We start from the raw sequence: 23,272 nt of genomic DNA on the forward strand, positions 1-23,272 counted from the left end.
CTGGCGGGTCACTTCTCAATGACAACCCCGGGTCAGTTCCAAGCGACAATCAACAGACGAAGGCTTGGTCGTCGAGGCGTAACGCGTTCCTGCCCCTAGCTTCCGAAGCGGCTGGTACGGTTCCGAACCGTACCGTACCGGCAAAGCAACCAGGAGAAACCGATGTCAGCAGAGATCGCCTCCCTCGAGAGGGTACGTCAGGCCGTGGATACGATACGCCGCCGGAACGGCACGCCGACTGCCGACCGCATCATCGAACTGATAGGCGGAGGGAGCAAGAAGACAGTTCTGTCGCACCTGCGCACCTTGCGCGACCCGCAGACGGAAGACGACGGCGTTCCCGCTGCGATCATCGAGATGGCCCGCGCCGCCCTAGGCGACATCTATCGCGCCGGCGGACAGGCCGAGGCCGACCGGGCCCGGGCCTTGGCGGAGCGCCTGTCGACTACGCTCGTGGAACTCGAGGTGCAGATCGAGGAGCTAGCGGAGGAGAACGGCCGGAGCCTTCAGGCCATCCCAGAAATCACGCGCCAGCGGGACGAGGCATGGGCTGACCGGACGCGCGCCGAGCAACGCTTGGCCGAGGCACTGGCCGCCAACCGGTCTCTGGAGTCCGATCTAGCCAACGAGTGGCTGAAGCGGTCGCAGGGGATCGAGAAGGCAATCGCAAGGATCGAAAGCATTGTGTCGACGGCTTCTCGGTCGGATAAAACACCGTCACCGAGGGCAACCGTCTCGTTGCCCCATAGAGACCGCGGCGGGTGAACCGACGCGGACCAGCGAGATCCGAAGGCAACCGCCCGGAAGATCTCCCATTTGCAGTTACCGCAGTCCAGTTGACGTTGCCGACCCGTTCCGGTCATGACGAACCCTGGAGCGCGGCGTCGTCGCGGCAACATGCCCAGCATCAACGGAAACCGTTGTTAATCCCATTCCATCACCTAGGGTCGGCATTTATCGAGCGGGCGCACGACGGCCGTTTCCGACCCTATTCCGGTCATTCAGGTCGCCGAGTCGTCTCCCTGAAAGCTGCCGTTGGTGGGCATTTTCGGCAGTTACCTAAGGGTTAATAAGGAATGGTCGCTCAACTGGGGCCCTCAAAATTAACCGAACTTGGGTTAGAGGCCAGTTTCTGAATCATGGTTGGCAGACGGTGCCCGCACGCTGTCGATGATGGCCCTCGGCGCCGGCAGGTGCCAGATCACCTGATAAGCTTCGACGACATCGAATGGCGTGACTTCACGTCCGGCCAGCGCCACCCAGGGCGGCACCGGCAGGCCGAGCAGGGCCGCCAGCGTTACGCGCGCTGCGGCGCTTCCCTGGTCATAAGGCATCTGGGCACCAACCCCCTTGATCATACCATGGCGCGCCATATCAAGGGCGACCTCGTTGCCTAGGTCGACGGTGGTGACTGGCATGTGGATGCCGTTCTGGGTAAGCGCGCGGACCGCCTTCATCGCGGGGACGTCCCAGACAGCAAAAATGCCCGAGAGCTCTGGGGTCTTGCTCACCATGGCCAGGGCCGCCGGCCCCGCACCATCCAGCTCTGCAAAGCGCTCGCGCACCAGAGTGACATCGGGCCGATGGGTAGCCATCCATTTCCGGAAGGCGATTTCGCGTTCGTGGGTGGCAAAGAAATCGATGCCATAACCGAGAATGCCGGCGGCACCATTGGGCGGAATATGGTGCGACAGCATGGCGGCACAACTCTGGCCAAGGCCGAAATTGTCGGTCGAGACAACGCTTGCATAGTCGGTACCCGGCAGCATTCCGGTGGGGGCATTATCGAGGAGCACCAGCTTGCGTCCGCTTCGCGTTAGGGCCGAATGGGCCGCGGCGACCCGCGCATTGCCAATGGGGATCGAGATCACCGCATCTACCGGCTCGTGGGCCAGCCGGGCGAGAGCGGCAATCTGCAGGTCGACGTCGAAATTGCAGTCGACCACTTCCACCAGTGCCGCCGAATGCAGGCCCAGCGTGGCGGCAATGCCGGCGAGCTCCTGCTTGGACCAGTCGCTGGTCGTCGTGTGCAGGACAACCGCCACGGAAAATCGGCGGGTGCGGGCCTGCATGGCATCGCTATCCGATAGCTGGATCTGGTTTGCGGGCACGGCCCGCTCGCCATGCGGGCCGAGACCTGCAATCGACATGGCCGTCTCCCTTGGTGTCATGCCTGAAGTCTTGCTGTTCATGGCGCCACGCGCCCCACCGGGGCGACCGTCATAGTTGCCAGGGTTGCGGCCACGCGCTCCCGGCTCTTCTGGAAGTCGGGATGGCGCAGGGGTGACCCCTGTCCGACCCAGCCCTGCAGCATGCTGGGCGCGAACAGCTCTTCCACCACCACCTGGGCGGCCCCGACGAGGCCCGAGGACGCCCCCATCTGCGAGCGGATGATCTGCAGGTCGCGCGATACCATGGGGTGTGACTGGCGATAGACCGCCTCGCGAATACCCGCCAGGAGACTGTCGCCACCCGATTCCGCGACCACGCCGCCAATGACGATCAAGGCGGGATTGACCAGATTGGTCAACGGCGCCAGCGCCTCGCCCACGAGGCGCCCGCAGCGGCCGAGCAGGTTCACGCAAAATAGGTCGCCGAGCTGGGCCGCGTGCCCCATATCGACGACGGAGAGTTCGCCCTGCCGCGCTAAGGCCTGCGCCAGATAGGGGCTGCGCCCGTCTTCGGCTGCGATCATTCCCTCCCGTGCGATGGCGTCGGCGCCGACCACAGCCTTGAGCAGATCCTCGCCAACCCGGCTGTGCCCAATCATGCCGGCGGCGCCCTGGGCGCCCCGGTGCAGATGCCCCTCGGAAATCAGTCCAGCGCTGATCGATCGGCCCAGCTTGACGTAGATCATGTCGCTCAGGCCTCGGCCGCCACCCGCCTTGGCCTCGCCCATGGTCATAGTCTGAACGCCGCTGCGGGCGAAAACCGGCACGCCGAACCGCATTGACATGCGTTCTAGAAACGGAAAGTCCTGCCACGACTGCACCGTCTGCAGCACGGGCACCGCCTCAAAGTCAGATACCGGCTTCTCGATCGGTCCGGGCAGCGCCAGGCCGATCCCCCACGGCGCCGGCTTCTCGGTTTCCTTGAGCAGCCAGTCGAAAATGGTCGCCAGCCGGTCGAGAATGGCCTCGGGTCCAGCGTCGAGCTGGGCTGCCTCGTGATGCTCCACCAGCATCTGGCCGTTGAGATCGGCAATGCCAAGGGCGATGGAGCTCTGGTCGATCACTGACACCAGCAGCGAGCCGGCATCCTGGCGGAACTGCATCTGCCGGGGCGCCCGGCCGCCGGTGGCCTGACCCAGTTCGCCTTCCTTGAGCAGGCCCAGGTCGATCATCGTCGCGAGTCTGTCGGCGACGACCGCTCTCCCCAGCTCGGAGCGGCGCTCGAGTTCCTGCCGCGTGGTCGCCGTGCCGGTTCGAACAAGATTGAGCAACAGCGCCAGGCTTGCCTGGGCTGCCTCGACACTGCGGGGGCGGCCAACCGACCGCTGCGCTGTCTTCTCCTCCGCCACGAATCCATCCCTTGCCGGCTGCATCTCGAAACCTAACCCGGGTAGTTCTCCGCATCAAGAAGGATCTTTTGTTTATTTATCAGCAAAAGATATGAACCTTATGCTGATTCAATGTTGACTTCGTGTTTTCAAGCTGCGTAACCTTGATCAACAGCCGGGGCAACGGACCCCATTTCGGCGCACGCCGATCTGTACTGAGGAGGAATGCATGGCGGTCAAATTTGCCTATCACGCCAATTGCTGGGGCCCGCTCGGCGGCAATGCCGTCGGGGTCACGTCGATCACGCAGCTGACCTACCGGACCTTTGCCGACATGGATCGCGCCTTCGCCGACATCGCGCGGGCCGGCTATGCTGGCGTGGAGATCTTCGACGGCAATCTGCTCGACGAGACGTCCGCCGACCTGCGCCGCAAGCTCGCCGATGCCGGCCTCGAACTGGTCTCGACCTATTCGGGCGGCAACTTCATCTTTCCGGACATTCTCCCAGAGGAACTGGCCCGGATCGAGCGGGTCGCGGCAGCAGCGGCGGAAGCCGGCGCCAGCCACTATGTCATCGGTGGCGGCGCCAAGCGGGCAGGCGGTATCGAGGCGGACGACTACAAGCGTCTGGGTGAAGCCCTCGACCGGGTCGGCGAGATTGCCCGGCGCGCCGGACTACGCGCCCACTACCATCCGCATCTCTCCACCATCGTGGAAGGTCCGGCTGAGGTGACCAGGGTTTTCGGCCTCACCGGCCTCGATTTCTGCCCCGATACCGCGCACCTGGCGGCAGCCGGTGGCGACCCTGCGGCGCAGGTTCGCGAATTTGCCGGGCGCATCAGCCTGGTGCACCTCAAGGGCCTGCAGCGCGAGCCGTTCGCCTTCACCCCGCTCGACGCGGGCGACCTCGATAACGGCGCGGTCATCCAGGCGCTCAAGGACACCAATTATTCGGGCTGGGTCATGGCCGAGCTCGATAGCTGGCCCGATCCCCACGAGGGGGCGGCGCGCAGCCACGCATTCCTGCAAAGGCATTTTGCCTGACCAGGCCATCACTACTGTCACCAAAGGGAGGATACCATGGGACACTTGAAGACGACGGCGCTGCTGACGGCAGCCTTGCTGGCCGGCACCATCGCCGGAACAGCTATCGCACAGAGCCCGGACGAGGCGCTCGCCGCCCTCGCCGACCAGACGCTGAGCACCGGTCCAGGCGGCGAAAGCCCGGTCGCGGCCTCCGAGATCACGCTTTCCGATGACGAGCTGGCCCAGATCAAGGCCATGGGCGCCACCGCCGCAATCGTCATGCACTATGGTGGCGACGACTGGAGCCAGGCTCAGATCAACGGTCTGCAGACCCAGTTCGAGGCCATGGGCATCGAGGTGATTGCCACTACTGACGCCGGCTTCAATTCGGCCAAGCAGGTTTCCGACATCGAAACCATCATGGCGCAAAGCCCCGACATCATCGTCTCGATCCCGACCGATCCGACGGCCACTGCCGCAGCCTATCGGCAGGCCGCCGAGGCCGGTGTGAAGCTCGTCTTCATGGACAACGTCCCGGCCGGCTTCGTGGCCGGCACCGACTATGTCAGTGTCGTCTCCGCCGACAACTACGGCAATGGCGTTGCATCCGCCCACCTGATGGCCAAGGCGCTGGACGGCGATGGCCAGATCGGCATCGTCTACCACGCCGCAGATTTCTTCGTGACGCGCCAGCGCTACGACGCGTTCAAGGCCACCATCGAGCAGAATTACCCAAATATCGAGATCGTCGCCGAACAGGGGATCGGTGGACCCGACTTTACCGGTGATGCCGATCGGGCTGCCTCGGCGATGATGGTGGGCAATGCCGGCATCGACGGCATCTGGGCAGTTTGGGACGTGCCTGCCGAAGGCGTAATCTCCGCAGCACGCGCCAATGGCCGGGACGACCTCGTCATCACCACGATCGACCTGGGCGAGAATGTCGCCATTGACATGGCACGCGGCGGTTTCATCAAGGGTTTGGGCGCGCAGCGACCGTTCGACCAAGGCGTGACCGAAGCCAAGCTCGCTGGCTTTGGCCTGCTCGGTAAGGACGCGCCGCCCTACGTGGCGCTGCCGGCCCTGCCGGTCGAAAAGGACAACCTGCTCGATGCCTGGCAGACAGTCTATTCCACCGAAGCACCCGCCACGATCCGTGACTCCATGAACTAGGCGTTCCTCCCGGCGCCTATTGCGGGGGCGGCGCCTCCCTTCAACCGCCCCCGCGCATCATTCCAAAAGTGAGACAGCAAAATGCGAAAGCTCAATGTCGCCATGATCGGCGGCGGTTTCATGGGTAAGGCCCACGCCATGGCCTATGCCGCCATGCCGATGTTCTTCTGGCCCGCGCCCGCCATTCCCGTGCGTAAGGTGGTCGTGGACGTCAATCAGGAGATGGCCGAGACGGCACGTGACCGCTTTGGTTTCGAAGAGGCCTCTGCCGACTGGCGCGCCGTTGTTGCCCGGCCCGACATCGATATCATCGACATCTGCACGCCGAACAATTCCCATGCCGAGATCGCCATAGCGGCGGCCAAGGCAGGCAAGCACATCATCTGCGAAAAGCCGCTTGCGCGGACGGGCGAAGAGTCCAAGACGATGCTCGACGCGGTCCAGGCGTCCGGTTCCATCCACATGGTGGCCTTCAACTACCGCCGCACTCCGGCCGTGGCCCTTGCCAAGAAGCTGATCGAGGAAGGCCGCATCGGCGATATTCTCAACTTTCGCGGCACCTATCTGCAGGACTGGTCCGCTGATCCGGACAGCCCGCTGTCCTGGCGCTTCCAGAAATCGGTCGCCGGCTCCGGCACCGTGGGGGATATCGGGACACACGTCGTGGACTTTGCCCGCTACCTCGTCGGCGAAATCGCCTCGGTCAACGCGCTGGTCAAAAACCACATCCCCACCCGCCCCAAGCAGGCGGAAGGCGTCGACAAGCTCGGCGTGGGGGGCGGCGACAAGAATGCCGAACGCGGCCCGGTCGACGTCGATGACGAAATGCTGACCATGCTCAAGTTCGCCAACGGCGCCATCGGCTCGATAGAAGCCACCCGCAATGCCTATGGCCGCAACAATTTCCTTACCTTCGAGATTCACGGCACCAAGGGTTCGCTGGCCTTCAACTATGAGCGGCGCGACGAGCTGCAGGTCATGTTCGCCGATGACATCGGCGATGCCCGTGGTTTCCGTACCGTCTATACCGGTCCCGCCCATCCCTATGGATCCGGACTCTGGCCGATCCCGGCGCTTGGCATCGGCTATGGCGAGACCAAGATCGTCGAATGCTTCGATCTGTGCACGGCCATCGTGACCGGCAAGCAGCCATCGCCCAATTTCGAGGATGGCTATCGCATCGCCCTCATCGCCGACGCCATCCTGACCTCGGGCGAGAGCGGCCAGTGGGTGGACATCGCGTGAGCGACCTGACGGTTAAGCCGATAGCGGTGGAGATGGCCAGCATCTCCAAGCGCTTTGGCGGCGTCCATGCGCTGCGGGACGTCAGTGTCAATGTGCGCTCTGGCGAAATCCATGCCCTGCTGGGCGAGAATGGCGCCGGCAAATCCACCATTCTCAAGATCCTGCGGGGCGTCCAGGCGCCCGATGGCGGAACGATTACCATTAGGGGCGAGGCGTTCGAGCGCCTCTCCCCGCATCTGGCCCGGCAAAAGGGCATCGGCATGATCTTCCAGGAAATGAGCCTGGTGCCGACCCTGAGTGTGTCGCAGAACGTGTTTCTCGCCAATGAACCGCTGACCCCGTCGGGGCTGATCGATGACCGGGCGATGGAACGGCGCAGTGCCGAGATCTTTGCCTCGATGGGGGTGGGCGTGGATCCAGCTGCCCTGGTGGCCGACCTCTCCACCGGCCAGCAGCAGCTCACCGAAATCGCCAAGGCCCTGTCCCAGAATGCCGCGGTGCTGGTGCTCGATGAGCCGACCTCTGCCCTGACCGCCAGCGAGGTCGATATTCTCTTCGATCTGCTGCGGCGCCTACGCAGCGAGGGCAAGGCCATCATCTATGTCAGCCATCGCATGGACGAGATCTTCCGCATTGCCGACCATGCGACCGTGCTGCGCGACGGCCGGCTGATCGACAGCCGTCCCATCGCCGACTACTCGCTGGCAACCCTGATCGCCGACATCATGGGCAAGCAAACCCGTGACCTTTCCGAATTTACCACCGCTTCCACCGCGCAGGATGACGTCATCCTTCAGGTCGAACACCTGTCGAGCAAACTGCGCCGCGGCGGCGATGTCAGTTTTTCGCTCCGACGCGGTGAAGTGCTGGGAATTGCCGGCCTGCTCGGGGCAGGACGCAGCCGGCTGGCCCGCATGCTGTTCGGGCTCGAACCGATTGCCGGCGGCACCATTACGCTGCGCGGCCAGACAATTGCCATCGGTTCGGCGCGCGAGGCGACAGAACTCGGCCTGGCTCTGGTGCCGGAGGACCGCCGCCGCCAGGGGCTGGTGCTCAACCATTCCATCCAGGACAATATCGAGCTGCCGATCCTCAAGCGCCTCGGCTCGACGCCCTTTGTCGATCGCGTCAAGTCGCGCAACACCACCGACGAGCTGATCAAGCGCCTTGCCATCAAGACGGCGTCGCGCGAGGCGCCGGCCAATTCACTCTCGGGCGGCAACCAGCAGAAGATCGTTATCGGCAAATGGCTGGCGACCGATCCGGACATTCTCATCCTGGATGAACCCACAGCCGGCATCGACATCGGCTCCAAGGGGGAAGTGCTGCGCCTCGTGCGCGCTTTGGCCGCCGAGGGCAAGTCCATCATCTTCATCTCGTCCGAACTGGCCGAACTTGCGGCGGTCAGCGATCGCATCGCGGTGATGTCGGGCGGCCGCCTGGTCGAAACGATCGACAAGGCGGACCTGTTGACCAGTACCGGCGATGCAACGGAATTGCGCGCCGAACAGAAGCTGCAACTGATCGTGCAGCGGGGAGGAAATCATGTCTGAAACTATGGCAGTGGCGGGCCGCGAAACACCCTGGGGCTATTTCAAGCGCACCTGGCGGCAGAACATCATCTATATCGGCTTTGTCGTGGTCTTCCTGTTCTTCGCCCTGACGTTGCATGACAAAGGGTTTCTGACGCCCAACAACATCCTCAACATTGCCCGCCAGACCGCCATGATCGCGGTCATGGCAGTGGCGATGACACTGGTGCTGTCATCGGGCGAGATCGACCTGTCCGTCGGCGCGGTGGCGGGCCTCGCCTCGGTCACCACGGCCATGGCCGTGGCCTGGGGCGGCCTGCCCGCCGGCATCGCGGCAGGCATCATGACCGGCGTTACCGTCGGGCTGATCAACGGATTCCTCTCGACCCGGCTGATGATCCCCACCTTCCTCACCACCCTGGCAATGATGGGCATCGCCAAGGGTACGGCCATGTGGATCTCCGGCACCGCCGCCATTCCCGTGCTCGACCGCACCTATCCGGCGATTTTCGGCGGCGGCAATATCGGGCCGGTTCCCACCCTGCTGGTCTGGATGCTGGTCATCGGCGTCATCGGTCACGTTGTGCTGCGGCGCACCAAGTTCGGCCGCCAGGTGCTGGCAGTGGGCGGCAATGTGGTGGCCGCGCGCTATAGCGGCATCAATACCGGCCAGATCAAGCTCTGGGTCATCGTCATCTCCGCGGTGACCGCCTCTATCGCCGGCATGCTCTATGCCGGGCGGCTGCAGACCGGTCGCTTCCAGCTGGGCGAAGGCGACGAACTGTCGGTGATTGCGGCCGTGGTGCTGGGCGGCACCAGCCTCTTCGGCGGCAAGGGCACCGTGATCGGCTCGATCATTGGCGCGCTTATGATCGGCGTCATCAATAACGGCCTGATCCTGATGGGCCTCGAATATTCCCAGCAACTCATCGCCCGCGGCGGGATCATCATCCTGGCTGTCGCGCTGAGCCAGGCGGGCACACGTCCCGCCTGACGACCGGGCGACCGGAATCCGGACTTCCCTGGCAGGCATGCCGGCATCCGATCGCCTCAGCCGCGAACGCGCGCCCGAAAAGAACGCGCATCGCATTTCAAAAACCGAGGAGATTACTATGTGTGACGAGAAGGCTGTATTGCCGCCGGGTCGGGGGCAGGAGGGGAGACACGGAGCCCCAGGAGGATGGAAACGGGCCGGAAAAAGGCTGGCTCTGGCGCTGACCCTGGCGGCGAGTATCAGTTCGGCGGGAAGTGCCGTTTTGGCCCAAGATTGGATCGACACTTGGGCCGCGGCGCCGCAACCGGTTTGGGGTCCCGATTTTCTGGCCCCGCTGACCTATCCGAGAAATGTCTGGGACCAGACCGTGCGGCAGGTCGCCCGCGTCTCACTGGGCGGCAAACAGGTCCGCATTGCGCTGTCCAATGAATTCGGCGACCGGCCGATGATGGTCGGCGAAGCGCATGTGGCCCTGCATGACGAGGGCGCCGACACCCAGGCGGGCAGTGATCGCAAGCTGACATTCGGCGGGATGGATTCCATTACCATTCCAGCCGGCGCCTCAGTGGTCAGCGATGCTGTCGAGCTCGACGTGCCCGCTTTGGGCTCGGTAGCAGTGAGCCTTTATTTTCCAGATGTCACGCCGACCACAACCGTTCACAACGACGGCCGCCAGACGGCCTATATAGTGGCCGGCAACAGGACGGCCGACGTCCAGATCGTGGCGGACACGACCACGACTGCTCGGCTCTTCCTCAGTGGCATCGCGGTGGACGCGCCGGAGGATGCACGCGCCATTGTCACCTTCGGCGATTCCATCACGGATGGCGACGGTTCAACCGAGAATGCCAATACCCGCTGGCCTGATGTCCTGGCGCAGCGCCTGCAGGAAGCGGGCGGCGTCCCGACGGCCGTTCTCAACGAGGGAATTTCCGGCCAGCGCGTCCTCGTCGACCGCATGGGAACCAACGCCCTGGCCCGTTTCGAGGAAGCCGTCCTCAGCCACCCCAAGGTGGAAACGGTGATCTTCATGATGGGCATCAACGACATCGGCTGGCCCGGTTCCGTGCTCGACCCACAGGCCCTTGCCCCATCGGCGCAGGACATCATCGCAGGCCACAGGCAGATCATCGCCCGCGCCCGTGATCACGGTATTCGCATTATCGGCGCCACCCTGACTCCCTTCAACAACGCGTTCGAAGGCGGGCCACTGGAGGGCTTCTATAGCACCGACAAGGAAGCTGTGCGGGTCGAGGTGAATGAGTGGATCCGCAATGGCGGCGAGTACGACGCCGTGATCGATTTCGACGAGCTGCTCCAGGATCCAGCCGACCCGACCAAGGTCCTCGATGCCTTCGACAAGGGCGACAACCTGCATCCGAACGATGCCGGTTACCAGGCAATGGCCGAGTCCATCGATCTCGACCTGCTCGATCGCGACTGACCAAGCAAGGCGTCGCGACGATCTTAGGACTCGCGATGCAACATCGCTCAAGCCCAGCATTGGCGGCCGGCACGGACGAACCGGATGGCCGCCAACCAAGGCTTCAAGGCGGGGCAGGCGTTCCGCTTGACGACCGGGCGACCAGATCCGGACTTCCCTGGCAGGCATGCCGGATCCGATCGCCTCAGCCGTGCATGCGCGACCGAGAAGAACGCGCATCGCACCCATAAAACCGAGGAGATACCTATGCGTGACGACAAGTCCAGATTGCAAGAGAGGTGGCCGCGCCGCGTCCTCATTTCCGCAAGCAGCATCGCTTTGCTGCTGGCCGTGGCGCCGGTCATGGCTCAGACGGCCATTCCTGCTGTCGAGGGGCCGATCCCGGTCACCGAGACATCGACCATCTTTACCACCGGCGGCACGGATCTTGAGGCCCATGGCTACGAGATCGAGGAATATTTGGTCTCGGGAACCGCCAATGTCTATGACTGGGGCAGCGACGGCGCCGCGACAGTGCCGCAGGTGGCCACTGCCGATGCGCCATACACGACGCGTATGATCGTGCGACGTCCCGCCGACGCCGCTGAATTCAGCGGCACCGTCTGGGTCGAGCTCAACAATCCGTCGCGCGGCTGGGATGTCGAAGTGCAGTGGCCGGCGATCCAGGACAAGGTCATGCGCGATGGCGACATCTGGGTGTCGATGACCGCCAAGCCCAATGTCATCGCGTCGCTGCAGCGGATCGATCCGGCACGCTATGGCCGGCTGGCGATGACCAATCCGCTGCCGGCCGAAGAGCAGGTATGCGGCCTGTTGCCGGGAGAGGCGGGGTATGACGAGAACCTCTCTCGCCTCTACGAGAATGGCCTTGTCTGGGACATGGTCAGCCAGATTGGTGCCCTGGTGCGTGACACGTCCGAGGGCGCTCCGCTGGCCGGCTACGACGTTCGGCACGTCTTTGGCACGGGTGAATCCCAGACCGGCTTCTTCCTCAACACCTATGCCAACAACTTTGCCGATGCCGCGGTGCTGGCCGATGGTTCTCCCGTCTATGAAGGCTTCCTGTCGGCGTCGGGCGCCGGTCGCACCGTTCCCATCAGTCAGTGCCTTGAGGCCATGCCGGCAGACGATCCCCGCGGGCAATTGCCGGCCGAGCACGTGCCCTTCATTCGTGCCGACGCGCAGGGCGACATCTTTCTGCTAGGCTCCTATGACTGGCGCCGGGAGGACAGCGACGATCCCAAGGCAGGTTACCGCAGCTACGAAATTGCCGGCGCGCCGCACGGTCCCGCCTTCATTACCAATTATCAGCCTGACCCAGAGGCCATCAAGCGGGCAGGGGATCTGCCCACCCAGGTTGCCTACCAATATGGCGGCGCCGAAACCACGGCCAACCATCTGCCGCGCCAGTACATCGAGCCGGCCATGTACGCCAACCTCGAAAAGTGGGTGATCGACGGCACCCTGCCGCCCAAATCCGAGCCGATCGCCACGACGGCAGGCGAGAGTACCTCCCTGTTCGGCACGGTCTACCCGCTCGCCTTCGAGACCGACGAGCATGGCAACGTGCTGGGCGGCGTGCGCAGTCCCTATCTTGATGTGCCCACGGCCACCTATTTCGAAAGCGCCACGCCCGTCGAGGGCCTGCCCTATGCCTGGTCCTTCGGGCATCAGGTCGACTTTGGCACCGCCAAGCTTCACCAGCTCTATGGCGTCGTCGGCGCGCATCAGAATTACGTCGCCCAGGTGAAGGCCGAGGTCGAAAAGCTGCTCGCCGACCGCTGGTTGTTGCCCGAGGACGCCGAAAGGATCATCACCGAAGCCGAGCTGCGGCCGGTTCCCTGATCACGCTCCCCGCCGCGCCCCATCCCGGGGCGCGGCGGCTTCTCCGTTCTGGAGCCGTCACCTGCCGGCTCCGCCGCGGCAGCGCTTGCCGCCGGCCGTGTTCATGCCGGCCGGCGGCCGCGCGCCCCACCCTCATCAGGAGCACATGATGCAAACCGATCTAAGAAGGCCAATATCCCGTCCTGGCTTCAGGTCTAGGACCACAGCGGCCCTGCTGGCCGCCTTTGCCCTCGCCACATTGGGCCTGGGTCACGCTACCGCCCAGGACAGTGCGCCGCTTGTGACCATCGACAGCGGCAGCCTCGAAGGCGTCGCTCCTGACAAAGCCGAGCAGTTCCTCGGCATCCCCTATGCCGCCCCGCCGATTAAGGACCTGCGCTTCAACCCGCCGCAACCGGCCATCGCCTGGACCGGTACCGTCGCCGCCGACGACTTGCCGCCGGCCTGTCTCCAGTTCGAGCCGCATGGCGCGCTCGAGGGTCAGGCCGCCAGCGAGGACTGCCTGTATCTCAGTCTCTACCGGCCGCTCGGCGCCACGGCATCGGACACCCGACCGGTGATGGTCTACTTTCACGGCGGCGCCTGGACCCAGGGCACCTCGGCCAATTACGGGGGCGCCTCTCTCGTCGCCGAGACCGGCGTGATCGAAATCAGCATCAATTATCGGCTCGGCGCCCTGGGCTATCTCGCCCATCCGGGGCTGAGCGCAGAGACTCCCATGGGTTCGGGCAATTACGGCACCATGGACCAGATCGCCGCTCTCGAATGGGTCAAGCGCAACGTCGCGGCCTTCGGCGGCGACCCGGACAATGTCACCATCTTCGGGCAATCCGCAGGTGCCGGCTCGGTCTGCGCCCTGCTCGCGGCCCCCTCGGCGGCGGGGCTGTTCCACCGCGCCATCCTGCATAGCCTGCCCTGCGGCTGGGTCTCGACCGACCTTGAGACGGCCGAGCCCAGTGGGGTGGCCTTCGCCGAGGCCGTCGGCTGTCCCGCCGGCCCCGACCAGGTGGCATGCCTGCGCGGGGTCTGGGCCGGCACGCTCATTGCCCACCAGGCCGACTATACCGGCGGCATCAAGGTCGGCGGTAACCTGATCCCGGTCGCGCCCGAGGCGGCAATCGCCTCCGGTGAGTGGAACCAAGTGCCGATGATGGTCGGCGCCACCCGGTCGGAATTCAAGCTAATCGCCATGCTGCTGATGCCCGAGCTTTATGACGTCACCGCCGAAACCTATCCGGACATGGTCGGCAAGGTCTATCCCGACCGGGCAGACGAGGTGCTCGAGCTCTATCCGCTGGCGCACTACAACAGCCCTTATGAGGCGATCACCCAGGCGATGGGCGATGAGGCCTTCGTCTGCGGCACCGGTGCCACCGTGGCCAAGCTGGCCGAATGGGTGCCCACCTACCAGTACGAGTTCGACGACCGTACCTCGCCCGGCCTCTACGGCTTCGACGGCCCGCCGGGCGCCGATATGTCCAACGGCCACAGCGCTGACCTGCAATATCTCTTCGATTACGATCTCGGCGCTGCAGATCTCGATGCAACGCAGGAAAAGCTCGCGACGCAGATGATGCATTACTGGGCCGCCTTCGCGGCCAAGGGTGATCCCAACTTCGACGGTGGGCCGGCCTGGCCGCTATGGACGGACAACCAGCAGGTCCTCTCGTTGCGGGCCGGCGGGGAGAGCACGCCGATCACCAGCTTTGCCGCCGACCACGAATGCGACTTTTGGTCCGGCAACTGAACCCTGAGCCTCCGCTTCGGCGGGGGCTTACCCGTTCCACCGGGTGGTGTAGTGTCGGCGCGATGATGAGGTCGCTCCGCGGCCAAGCGCGGGCCGCTGTCGACAACGTCTTGCAGATCGTTGGCTGTTTCCTGAAGATGCGGAGCCTATCGTAAGCTCAACGTCGGCCGGTGCCCTGACGCAATGGCCGCAGCAAAGGCTCCGCCGCGGCAATCAACCATTGTCGGGGCACGGCCAAACAGGTGCAATGCGTGGCGACAAACTACAGGCGCCGGAAGTCTGAAGCGACCGAAGGGCTCCCTGAGGGGCCTTATGAAGCAGGTGCGTCGCAAATCCAGTTGGCGTCCAATGCCGCCATGCTGGAAACAATCGAGTTCATTGCTGCCCTAAGGGGCAAGGGTAGCGATAGCCTGAGCATCGATCCGCGCGACCTCGGCATCGTGCTTCATCTGATGCGCAATCACGTCAGCGGCCGGCTGACCACCATGTCGTCCCTGGCGGCGGCTTCCGGGCTCAGCTATGGCGCCGCTTTCCGCGCTATCGAGCGGCTGATCGAGGATGGCCTCATCGTCAGGCGTCCCCGCACCACCACGGGCCGCTCCTTTTCCATGCACCCCTCATCCGAACTTCTGCGTCGGTGGCAGCTTTTCAATGGCCATACCCACCGCCTGATCGAGCAGATGACCGGTCGGGGCGCCCAGCCCGTGGGCAAGCCGGCCGACAATATGTCGGCCGTGATCGCCCCGCCCACCGTGCTGGAAAGCAAGCTCGCTTTGCCGCGCGGCCTGCGCCTGCTGGTCCACGCCGACCCAACCTTCATGGCCATGAACGCGCTCAAGCAGCAGTTTGAGATGATCCTGGGCGTGCTGATCCGCTCCAAGGCCCTGTCCATCGACCGGCTGCGGGACGAAATCGTCCAGAACGGACAACGTCAGGCCTCGGCATACGATCTCATCGCCTGCGACCTGCCGTGGTTCGGCGACATGGTCCGGCGCAACCGGCTGCGCCCCCTCGATGACCTGATCGCCGGGTCGGAACTGGATATGGCCGACTTCCTGCCAGACGCCGTAGCGAGCACCCGTCGCCGGGGCCACCAGTACGGCATTCCGCTGCTGAGCACGGCTGAGCTGCTGGCTTACCGGACCGACCTGCTCAAGGATGCCGGCTTGGCCCCACCGTGCACCACCGCCGAGACGCTGGCCGTCGCCCGGGCATTGCACGCGCCCGAGCAGGGCCGTTTCGGCATCGCCTGGAATGGTGGCCGCGGCACCGCGCTGGGCCACACTTTCATGGTCGTCATGGCCGCGCATGGACAGCCGATCGTCAACCTCGCCCGCACCTCGGACGGCTTCCTGCCCGAGGATATGGCGGAGGAGCATCTGCGTCCGATGTTCGACAGCGACGCTGCCCGTGCCGCGGCCGACTATCTGACCGAACTGCTGGCCGTGTCGCCGCCCGATATCCTCACCATGACCTGGTATGATCGGGCCCGCGCCTATGCCAATGGCCATGCGGCCCTTGCCTATGCCCATACCCTGCTCGTCAACCTGTTCGAGCACGATCCCGCTTCTCCGGCCTATGGCAGGACGGGTTATCTGCCTCAGCCCACTGGACTGAGCGGTCGACCGATCTCCCCGCTTGGGGGTTACGCCCTGGCCATCCCCGGCAACATTGCCGAGGAACGGGTCGCCCCGGCCTGGGCGGCGCTGACGGCACTGACCTCGGCGGGCGCGGCCAAGCTGTTCATGACCAATGGCAGCCTTGCCAGCCCGCGCTTCAGCGTCAACCGGGATCCCGAAGTGCAGGCGCTGTCCCCGGTCATCGGCATCGTCGATGCCATTGCGCGCCAGGGCGTGCTGCGCGCCTGGCCACGCCCGCCGGTCCCTGGCATTTCCGCTCTCATCTCCATTGCCGGCGAAGAAATTCACGACATGCTCAGCGGCCGCAAGAGCCGCGCTGCCGCTCTGGCAACGGCGCAGAGCCGCGCCGAAGCCGTCATGGCCACGCCGGGCCCATCCTAGCGCCAGCTCGGCCAGATTTTATCCATTCTGGACATCTTTGCGGGTGTTGCAGGCGGGCGCAGTGGCCTAAGCCATTGGGACCAGCACAAGCACTTTCGGCGCGCAGAACGCCGACGCCGCCCCTTGGAATCGCCCGATTCCCAAGACGGCGCCGCTTTGCCTGAGAGAGGAGAACACATTGAAACTGGCTTTCAATACCTGGGTATATTCGAGCTTTCCGGTATGGGTGCCGGCCTATCCGCTCGAAGAGGTCATCAAACGCATCGCCCGCATCGGCTATGACGGCATCGAGATCGGCGCGGCCAGCCCGCATGCCTATCCCGAATACCTGACCAGGGAGCGCCGCCGCGAGATCCGGCAGGTGCTCGACGACAATGGCCTCAAGCTCGCCAGCATGCTGCCCGCCCCGGGCGGCGGACCCGGCTTCAATGTCGCCTCGGCCAATCCGCTGGAGCGGGCCGGCGCCATCGACCAGTACAAGCAGGTCGCCGAGCTCTGCGCCGAATGGGGCGGCAAGACCTTGCTCTATGTTGCCGGCTGGCAGGTTTACGGCACCAGCCGCGACCAGGCCTGGGCCTGGAGCCGCGAGGCGCTGATTGAGATCGCCGATTTCGCGCGTCCGCTGGGGATCACCGTGGTCGTCGAGCCGACCTCGGCCGACAGCAACCTGGTCGACGATTGCGACGACCTCATCACCATGCTGGCGCAAGTAAATCTGACAAACGTCAAGGCCATGTTCGACACCTACCATACACTCTACCGCAACGAAGTGCCCACCGACTATGTCCACCGCCTGGGCCGCGACCTGACCCACATCCATCTCGCCGACGTCAACCGCGAGCCGCCCGGCAGCGGCGTGGTCGACTATCGCGGCCTGCTCGACGCGCTCAAGACCGAGGGATTCGACGGCTACCTGACGATGGAGATCGGCTTCAATCGCCGCAACGTGGAGCCCGACGATCTGGCCCGCCGCGCCCACGACTACATCCGCTCATTGCTGGCCTGACCAGGGCCCGCCTGCCCATACCCGTTCATAGAAGGAGGAAACTATGACGCTCTCGACCCAACGGCACCTGCCGTTGCTGCTTATTGCTGGTATCACCGCCAGCATCTCCATCCAGCCCGCTGCCGCCCAGATCGTGGTCACGCAATGGGACCAGTTCGCCATGGCGGGCATCACCGCCGCCGGCCCGGCGATGGACGAGCTGATCGGGACCTGCGAACCTGATCTCAACGGCGCCACGGTGCTGCGCACCATCGCGCCCTCGATCGGCATCCGCGACAGCTATCGCTTGGCCGTTTCAGCCAACAAGACCCCCGACCTTGCCTATACCTGGCCGGCTGCGTCCGTGTTGGCCGGCTATGCCCGCGTCGGCGCCCTGGCCCCGCTCGATGACTATTACGAGCAGTATGGCTGGGAGGGCATCAACGACTTCTACCGCGGTCGCAACAGCTACGAGGGCGCCATCTATGGCGTCCCGATGGAACAGGACCTGATGGGGGTCTACTATAATCCAGCTTTGTTCGAGGAGAACGGCATCGCCGTGCCCACCACCTATGCCGAGTTCCAGGCGGCGGTGGAGGCCTTCAAGGAAAAGGGCATAATCCCCATCGCCTTCGGCAATCGCGACCGCTGGCCTGCCACCAATACACTGAGCTTGCTGCTGGGTCTCAGCGCCGGCAAGGCTGCCGAAGAGGCGGTGCTGTTCGGCGATACGCCCTGGAGCAACGAACAGTTCAAACTGGCCGCCGAAACCTTCCAGTCCTGGGCCGAGAACGACTACTTCCCGAACGGCTTCAACGGCATCGGCTATGACGAGGCCAATGCGCTGTTCCTGGCCGGCCGGGCCGCCATGACCATCACCGGCTCCTGGGTGTTGCAGGATATGGCGCGCGGCGCCTCGTTTGACCTCGGCGTCTTCATGCTGCCCCCGATCGCCGAAGGTGTGGCCCCCGGCACCATGTGGGGCGAGGGCTCGCAGTGGCAGGTTTCCGCCAATGCCAGCCAGGATGTGAAGGACGCTGCTGCCGCCTATATCAACTGCCTGATCTCGCCGGCCAGCCGTGAAGTCTGGGTCGAAAAGGGCTACCTGGTTCCCATCGGTACGACACCCGAGGAGCTGGAGCAGTGGGATGCCCTGCCCATCGTCAAATCCTTCTACACCCAGGGCCTGGCGACGCCCGATACCAACTTCTACGACCTGCATACGACTTTGCCTGAAAGCGTCACCCAGGTGCTCTACGCCGAGCTGCAACGGCTGGTCGGCGGCGACGCCACCGCTGATGAATTCCTCGGCGCCATTGACACTGCGTGGCAGACGGCCATCGAAAACGGCGAACGCTGGGTGCCCTGACCCCACTCAGCTGTCCTGGGCGGGCTCCCCAATGGGGCCCGCCTCTTTTTTTAGGCCCAAGACGCGAGTGAGCCATGCTGACCACCCGATCTGCCTATCTGTTTCTCTTGCCCTCGCTAGCGCTTTATCTGCTCTTCGTCGGCCTGCCGATCCTGCAGGTCTTCGGCTTCAGCTTCTTCGCTTGGGACAATGGCATTGCCGGCGACTTCATCGGCCTGGCCAACTACCAGCGACTGCTGGGTGACGGCGTCTTCTGGGTCGCGCTCTGGCACAATGCCATCTGGGTCGTGCTGACGCTGGCCTTTCCATTGCTGGCCGGGCTGGTGATTGCCGCCATTCTTGCCGAGCGCAATGCCCATGTGGTGCGCTGGCTGTCGGCCATCTACTTCATCCCGCGCACCATTCCCCTGGTCGTTGCCGGCATCATCTGGGGCTGGATCTACAATCCCATCTTCGGCCTGCTCAATTTCGGGCTGGAGGCAATTGGGATCGGCGGGCTGGGCGGCGCCTGGCTGGCGCAGGACGATACTGCGTTGCTGTCGCTCAACGTGGTGGGCGCCTGGAGCTTCTTCGGCTTCTGCGTGATCATCTATCTCGCTGCCATCCAGTCCATCGACCCCGCCCTCTACGAGGCCGCCTCGATCGACGGAGCGAGCTGGTGGCGCAAGTTCAAGGACCTTACGGTACCGCTGCTGCGCGGCTCCACGCTCTTTCTCGGGCTCTATGCCGCCATCGAGGCGATGCGTTTCTTCGATCTGGTCTGGGTCACCACCCAGGGCGGTCCCGGCTACGCGACCGAGGTACTGACGACCCACATCTACAAGACCTTCTTCCTGGTCGGTGACTTCGGCTACGCGGCAACCCTCTCGGTGGTGCTGCTGATCATCGTCCTCACCATCAGCGCCGGCGCCTTTGCACTCCTGAGGAAGCCATGACCAAAAGCACCCGTCTCGTCCAGAACCTCACCCTCCTGGTATTCGTGCTCTATGCGCTGGTGCCGGTCTATCTCGTCTTCCTGGCCGCCATCCGCAGCGAGGCCGACCTGTTTTCCGGACCGCTAACGTTGAGCTGGCCGATCAATTTCACCAATTTCGGCCGGATATGGAATGAAGCCGGCTTTGCCACCTACTTCATCAACAGCGTCATCACCGCAGTCAGCGTCACCATCCTGGTGCTGCTGACGGCACCGCTGGCGGGTTTTGCCTTTGCCAAGCTGCGCTTTCCGGCAAGGAAATCTTGTTCGCGCTATTCTTGGCCGGCCTCGTGGTGCCGGCGCCTTCGGTGATCGTGGCGCTCTATGGCAACCTGCAGGCGGTCGGGCTCATCGACAATCGGATCGGGGTCATCCTGCCCCAGGCCGCGCTGCTGATGCCCTTTTCGGTCTTCATGATGCGCACCGTGATGCAGGACGTGCCCGATGAACTGGTCGAAGCCGCCGTGATGGACGGCGCGGGCCTGCTCAAGATCTTCCTCACCATCGTCGTGCCGGTGGTCAAACCCGGCCTCATGTCCCTGGGGCTGATCGTCTTCCTGTTTGCCTGGCAGGAATATCTGCTGCCGCTGGTGGTGTTTCAGACCGAGAGCCTCAAGCCGCTGACGGTCGGGGCGGCCAGCCTACAGGGCCGATACGGCGTCGACTATGGCGGCATCGCGGCCGCGGGACTGATCGCCTTTGCGCCGCTCGTCGTGTTGTTCCTCGCCATGCAGCGATCCTTTGTACGCGGCCTCACGGCCGGTGCCGTCAAGTAACAGGAGAGATTCCGTGTCCCAGATGCAAGCCGTCTTCCTTCCCGGCAACAAGCAGGTGGAAATCCGTTCGATCCCCGTACCGGAGATCGGTCCCGACGATGTGCTGGTCGAGATGCACGCCTCGTGCATCTGCCGCAGCGACCTCAGCCTCTACTACGGCAATGCCGTGGTCGGGGGCGGGGAAGCAACGGGCGGCTTCGTCTGCGGCCACGAGCCGGCAGGCACCGTGGTCGCCACGGGCGAGGCCGTGACAGAGTTCGCCGTCGGCGACCGCGTCGCGGTCTATCTCGCCGTCGGTTGCGGCGTCTGCGCCCATTGCCGGCGGGGCGACATGCATCTCTGCGCCAAATGGAAATGCCTCGGCTTCACCATGGATGGCGGCAATGCCGAATTCCTCAAGGTGCCGGCGCGCAACCTCTTGAAGGTCCCCGGCCACATGTCTGCTGTAGCCGCCGCCATCTCTACCGATGCCTTCGGCACGCTGTTCTCGGCCTGCCGCAAGGTGGGCGTCAACGGCCTGTCGCGCATCGGCATCTGGGGTCTGGGGCCAATGGGGTCGAGTGGCGTGCTCGCGGCCAAAGCGCTGGGCGGCCAGGTGGTGGCGCTCGACCCGATTGAAGAGAGACGCGACTTCGCCGAAAAGCTCGGCGCCGACTTGGTGCTCGACCCTGCCGATCCGCAGGCAGCCCAGGCCATCCGGGAATTCTCCGGCGGCGATGGGCTGACCGGCGCCATCGATTGCTCGGGCAACACCGCCGCACACAATATGGCGCTCGATGCGCTGGCTCCGCTCGGCCGCATGGCCTTTGTCGGGGAAAATGCCCAGACCACCATCCGCCCCAGCGACCAGCTCATCCGCAAGCAGCTGACCGTGTTCGGCTCCTGGTATTTCGGCATCAACGAATACCAGGACATCCTAACAACCATTGCCACCCACAAGATCGACCTGGAACGGCTCGCCACCCATACCTTCCGGCTCGACGAGGCCGAAACCGCCTTCCGTCTCTTTGATCAACGCGAAACCGAAAAGGCCGTGTTCGTCCGTTAGGACGACACGGAATTACATCCATGGCCAAGCTCACGATCAGCAATCTCGACAAGCGCTTCGGCGCCTTCGACATCCTCAAGAATGTGAATCTGGAAATCCCGTCCGGCGAGTTCGTGGTTTTCGTCGGGCCCTCGGGCTGCGGCAAGTCCACCCTGCTGCGGTGCATTTCAGGGCTGGAGACGGTCAGCGGCGGCACGCTGAGCATCGACGGCGTGGATGTGACCAAGGTGCCGCCATCGCAGCGCGGCATCGCCATGGTGTTCCAGTCCTATGCGCTCTATCCCCATATGAGCGTCTTCGACAATATGGCCTACGCTCTCAAGATCCAGAAGCTCGGCAAGGCCGAGATCGAGGCCAAGGTGCGCGATGCTGCCCGCAAGCTGCAGCTAGAGCCCCTGCTCGAGCGCCTGCCGCGGCAGCTTTCGGGCGGTCAGCGCCAGCGCGTCGCCATCGGGCGGGCCATCGTGCGGGATCCCAAGGTCTTCCTGTTCGACGAGCCGCTGAGCAACCTGGACGCGGCCCTGCGCGTGCAGACCCGTCTCGAAATCGCGACGCTGAAGCAGTCGCTGCCCGACACCACCATGATCTATGTGACGCATGATCAGGTCGAAGCCATGACCCTGGCCGATCGTATCGTTGTGCTCAATGCGGGTCGGGTCGAGCAGGTCGGCAAGCCGCTGGACCTCTACGAGCGACCCGCTTCCCTGTTCGTGGCCGGGTTCATCGGCTCGCCGAAGATGAACCTGCTGGGCGGCGAGCATGCGGCACGGTTTGGCGCCACGACGATCGGCGTGCGTCCGGAACACCTGACCGTCAGCGCAGGCGGAGAAGGCTGGGCGGGCAAGGTGCTGCGCACCGAGCATCTCGGCTCGGAATCCTACGTCTATGTCGACATCGGTCCAGGCGAGCCGATGATTGTCCGCACGCCAGGCACGTCCGCTTTTGTGCATGGCAACGCGGTCGTGCTGCAGGCCAGCGATGCGGACGTCCTCCGCTTTGACGCTAAAGGCGCCAGAATGGACCGGGCGCTGTGAGCTTCGGAGTGACGTGGTCAGGTCTGTGCTTGCCTTGAGAGGCAGGTGAACTCTGTTTAGGCATCATAAATGCCAATGGATGGTGGGATCTGAGTGGCCGAACGATCAATCGTTAAGCTGTGCAGATTACGATCCAATCATGTGCAGAGGAGGTGCTGTTGTTCAGCGATACAAACGAGGATCTGCGTCTGCAGGTCCTCCGCCGATGCGATATTCTCGACACAGCACCAGAGGAGACCTTTGACCGCCTCACGCGGATCGTTGCAGCGGCCCTGCGGGTGCCGATTGCCGCGGTGACGTTGGTTGAAGACCATCGGCAATGGTTCAAGTCTCGCATAGGTCTGGCAGCTGCAGAGACCCCTCGGAGCGCGTCGTTTGTGCCCACACCATGCTGGAACATGGCGCGATGGTTGTGACCGATGCAACGCAGGACTTGCGCTTCGATAGCAACCCTCTGGTTGTCGGCGATCCCCACATCAGATTCTATGCGGGCTATCCTGTCGTATCTGTCCGTCGTCAGATGATTTGGCTCAGATTGGCTCTCGGATCAGCGGAGTGTC

At 64.1% G+C, this 23,272-nt stretch carries 19 protein-coding genes; 17 read left to right on the plus strand and 2 right to left on the minus strand.

Annotated elements, in window-relative coordinates:
* Positions 1-162 precede the first annotated feature (162 nt).
* Positions 163-765 carry a DNA-binding protein gene (locus ABFY71_RS17880; RefSeq protein ID WP_347947242.1) on the plus strand — a complete coding sequence of 201 codons (603 nt, stop codon included), beginning with the start codon at positions 163-165 and terminating at the stop codon, positions 763-765.
* A gap of 353 nt (positions 766-1,118) precedes the next feature.
* Here the strand turns inward: ABFY71_RS17880 and ABFY71_RS17885 are convergent, their stop codons facing one another.
* Positions 1,119-2,150, minus strand: a complete 1,032-nt coding sequence (locus ABFY71_RS17885) for a substrate-binding domain-containing protein (protein WP_347947243.1) — start codon at positions 2,148-2,150, stop codon at positions 1,119-1,121.
* A gap of 38 nt (positions 2,151-2,188) precedes the next feature.
* Positions 2,189-3,520, minus strand: a complete 1,332-nt coding sequence (locus ABFY71_RS17890) for an ROK family protein (protein WP_347947244.1) — start codon at positions 3,518-3,520, stop codon at positions 2,189-2,191.
* Positions 3,521-3,728: 208 nt separating this feature from the next.
* Between ABFY71_RS17890 and ABFY71_RS17895 the strand changes: the two genes are divergently transcribed.
* The 16 genes from ABFY71_RS17895 (at position 3,729) to ABFY71_RS17970 (ending at position 22,712) form a co-directional block, all read left to right on the plus strand.
* Positions 3,729-4,544, plus strand: a complete 816-nt coding sequence (locus ABFY71_RS17895; protein ID WP_347947245.1) for a sugar phosphate isomerase/epimerase family protein — start codon at positions 3,729-3,731, stop codon at positions 4,542-4,544.
* 36 nt (positions 4,545-4,580) lie between these two features.
* Positions 4,581-5,699, plus strand: a complete 1,119-nt coding sequence (locus ABFY71_RS17900) for a substrate-binding domain-containing protein (RefSeq protein ID WP_347947246.1) — start codon at positions 4,581-4,583, stop codon at positions 5,697-5,699.
* Positions 5,700-5,780: 81 nt separating this feature from the next.
* Positions 5,781-6,944, plus strand: coding sequence for a levoglucosan dehydrogenase (locus tag ABFY71_RS17905; protein WP_347947247.1), 1,164 nt, complete (start codon positions 5,781-5,783; stop codon positions 6,942-6,944).
* A complete protein-coding gene (locus ABFY71_RS17910) occupies positions 6,941-8,497 on the plus strand; it encodes a sugar ABC transporter ATP-binding protein (RefSeq protein WP_347947248.1) in 1,557 nt (518 codons plus the stop codon). Before ABFY71_RS17905 ends, ABFY71_RS17910 begins: the two co-directional genes overlap by 4 nt.
* Positions 8,490-9,470: an ABC transporter permease gene (locus tag ABFY71_RS17915; RefSeq protein ID WP_347947249.1), complete on the plus strand. Its 981-nt coding sequence runs from the start codon at positions 8,490-8,492 to the stop codon at positions 9,468-9,470. The genes ABFY71_RS17910 and ABFY71_RS17915 overlap by 8 nt, the downstream gene beginning before the upstream one ends.
* 262 nt (positions 9,471-9,732) lie before the next feature.
* Positions 9,733-10,914: an SGNH/GDSL hydrolase family protein gene (locus tag ABFY71_RS17920; RefSeq protein ID WP_347947250.1), complete on the plus strand. Its 1,182-nt coding sequence runs from the start codon at positions 9,733-9,735 to the stop codon at positions 10,912-10,914.
* Positions 10,915-11,256: 342 nt separating this feature from the next.
* Positions 11,257-12,759, plus strand: coding sequence for an alpha/beta hydrolase domain-containing protein (locus tag ABFY71_RS17925; protein ID WP_347947251.1), 1,503 nt, complete (start codon positions 11,257-11,259; stop codon positions 12,757-12,759).
* A 148-nt stretch (positions 12,760-12,907) separates the two neighbouring features.
* Entirely contained in the window at positions 12,908-14,506 is a 1,599-nt protein-coding gene (locus ABFY71_RS17930; RefSeq protein ID WP_347947252.1) for a carboxylesterase/lipase family protein, read from the plus strand.
* A 356-nt stretch (positions 14,507-14,862) separates the two neighbouring features.
* A complete protein-coding gene (locus tag ABFY71_RS17935) occupies positions 14,863-16,527 on the plus strand; it encodes an extracellular solute-binding protein (RefSeq protein WP_347947253.1) in 1,665 nt (554 codons plus the stop codon).
* Between the two features lie 178 nt (positions 16,528-16,705).
* Entirely contained in the window at positions 16,706-17,533 is an 828-nt protein-coding gene (locus ABFY71_RS17940) for a sugar phosphate isomerase/epimerase family protein (RefSeq protein WP_347947254.1), read from the plus strand.
* 43 nt (positions 17,534-17,576) lie between these two features.
* A complete protein-coding gene (locus ABFY71_RS17945; RefSeq protein WP_347947255.1) occupies positions 17,577-18,881 on the plus strand; it encodes an ABC transporter substrate-binding protein in 1,305 nt (434 codons plus the stop codon).
* A gap of 74 nt (positions 18,882-18,955) precedes the next feature.
* The gene (locus ABFY71_RS17950) at positions 18,956-19,816 is read left to right on the plus strand and encodes a carbohydrate ABC transporter permease (protein ID WP_347947256.1); all 861 of its coding nucleotides are present in this window, start codon (positions 18,956-18,958) and stop codon (positions 19,814-19,816) included.
* Complete coding sequence (locus ABFY71_RS17955) at positions 19,813-20,166, plus strand: ABC transporter permease family protein (protein WP_347947257.1); 354 nt, start codon at positions 19,813-19,815, stop codon at positions 20,164-20,166. Before ABFY71_RS17950 ends, ABFY71_RS17955 begins: the two co-directional genes overlap by 4 nt.
* Positions 20,118-20,630: a carbohydrate ABC transporter permease gene (locus tag ABFY71_RS17960; RefSeq protein ID WP_347947258.1), complete on the plus strand. Its 513-nt coding sequence runs from the start codon at positions 20,118-20,120 to the stop codon at positions 20,628-20,630. The genes ABFY71_RS17955 and ABFY71_RS17960 overlap by 49 nt, the downstream gene beginning before the upstream one ends.
* A gap of 22 nt (positions 20,631-20,652) precedes the next feature.
* Positions 20,653-21,678, plus strand: a complete 1,026-nt coding sequence (locus tag ABFY71_RS17965; protein WP_347947260.1) for a zinc-binding dehydrogenase — start codon at positions 20,653-20,655, stop codon at positions 21,676-21,678.
* A gap of 20 nt (positions 21,679-21,698) precedes the next feature.
* Positions 21,699-22,712, plus strand: a complete 1,014-nt coding sequence (locus ABFY71_RS17970; protein WP_347947259.1) for an ABC transporter ATP-binding protein — start codon at positions 21,699-21,701, stop codon at positions 22,710-22,712.
* Positions 22,713-23,272: the final 560 nt, after the last annotated feature.

Origin of the sequence: Devosia alba (assembly GCF_039938915.1) — a bacterium.
In the GTDB taxonomy this organism is placed as follows: Bacteria; Pseudomonadota; Alphaproteobacteria; order Rhizobiales; family Devosiaceae; genus Devosia; species Devosia alba.

Bases quoted from the DNA above. Each gene is read 5' to 3' on its own strand.
- ABFY71_RS17880 (WP_347947242.1), top strand. From the start codon at position 163: ATGTCAGCAGAGATCGCCTCCCTCGAGAGGGTACGTCAGGCCGTGGAT.
- ABFY71_RS17900 (WP_347947246.1), top strand. From the start codon at position 4,581: ATGGGACACTTGAAGACGACGGCGCTGCTGACGGCAGCCTTGCTGGCC.
- ABFY71_RS17945 (WP_347947255.1), top strand. From the start codon at position 17,577: ATGACGCTCTCGACCCAACGGCACCTGCCGTTGCTGCTTATTGCTGGT.
- ABFY71_RS17895 (WP_347947245.1), top strand. From the start codon at position 3,729: ATGGCGGTCAAATTTGCCTATCACGCCAATTGCTGGGGCCCGCTCGGC.
- ABFY71_RS17930 (WP_347947252.1), top strand. From the start codon at position 12,908: ATGCAAACCGATCTAAGAAGGCCAATATCCCGTCCTGGCTTCAGGTCT.
- ABFY71_RS17935 (WP_347947253.1), top strand. From the start codon at position 14,863: ATGCTGGAAACAATCGAGTTCATTGCTGCCCTAAGGGGCAAGGGTAGC.
- ABFY71_RS17955 (WP_347947257.1), top strand. From the start codon at position 19,813: ATGACCAAAAGCACCCGTCTCGTCCAGAACCTCACCCTCCTGGTATTC.
- ABFY71_RS17915 (WP_347947249.1), top strand. From the start codon at position 8,490: ATGTCTGAAACTATGGCAGTGGCGGGCCGCGAAACACCCTGGGGCTAT.
- ABFY71_RS17925 (WP_347947251.1), top strand. From the start codon at position 11,257: ATGGCTCAGACGGCCATTCCTGCTGTCGAGGGGCCGATCCCGGTCACC.
- ABFY71_RS17970 (WP_347947259.1), top strand. From the start codon at position 21,699: ATGGCCAAGCTCACGATCAGCAATCTCGACAAGCGCTTCGGCGCCTTC.
- ABFY71_RS17905 (WP_347947247.1), top strand. From the start codon at position 5,781: ATGCGAAAGCTCAATGTCGCCATGATCGGCGGCGGTTTCATGGGTAAG.
- ABFY71_RS17965 (WP_347947260.1), top strand. From the start codon at position 20,653: ATGCAAGCCGTCTTCCTTCCCGGCAACAAGCAGGTGGAAATCCGTTCG.
- ABFY71_RS17885 (WP_347947243.1), bottom strand. From the start codon at position 2,150: ATGTCGATTGCAGGTCTCGGCCCGCATGGCGAGCGGGCCGTGCCCGCA.
- ABFY71_RS17950 (WP_347947256.1), top strand. From the start codon at position 18,956: ATGCTGACCACCCGATCTGCCTATCTGTTTCTCTTGCCCTCGCTAGCG.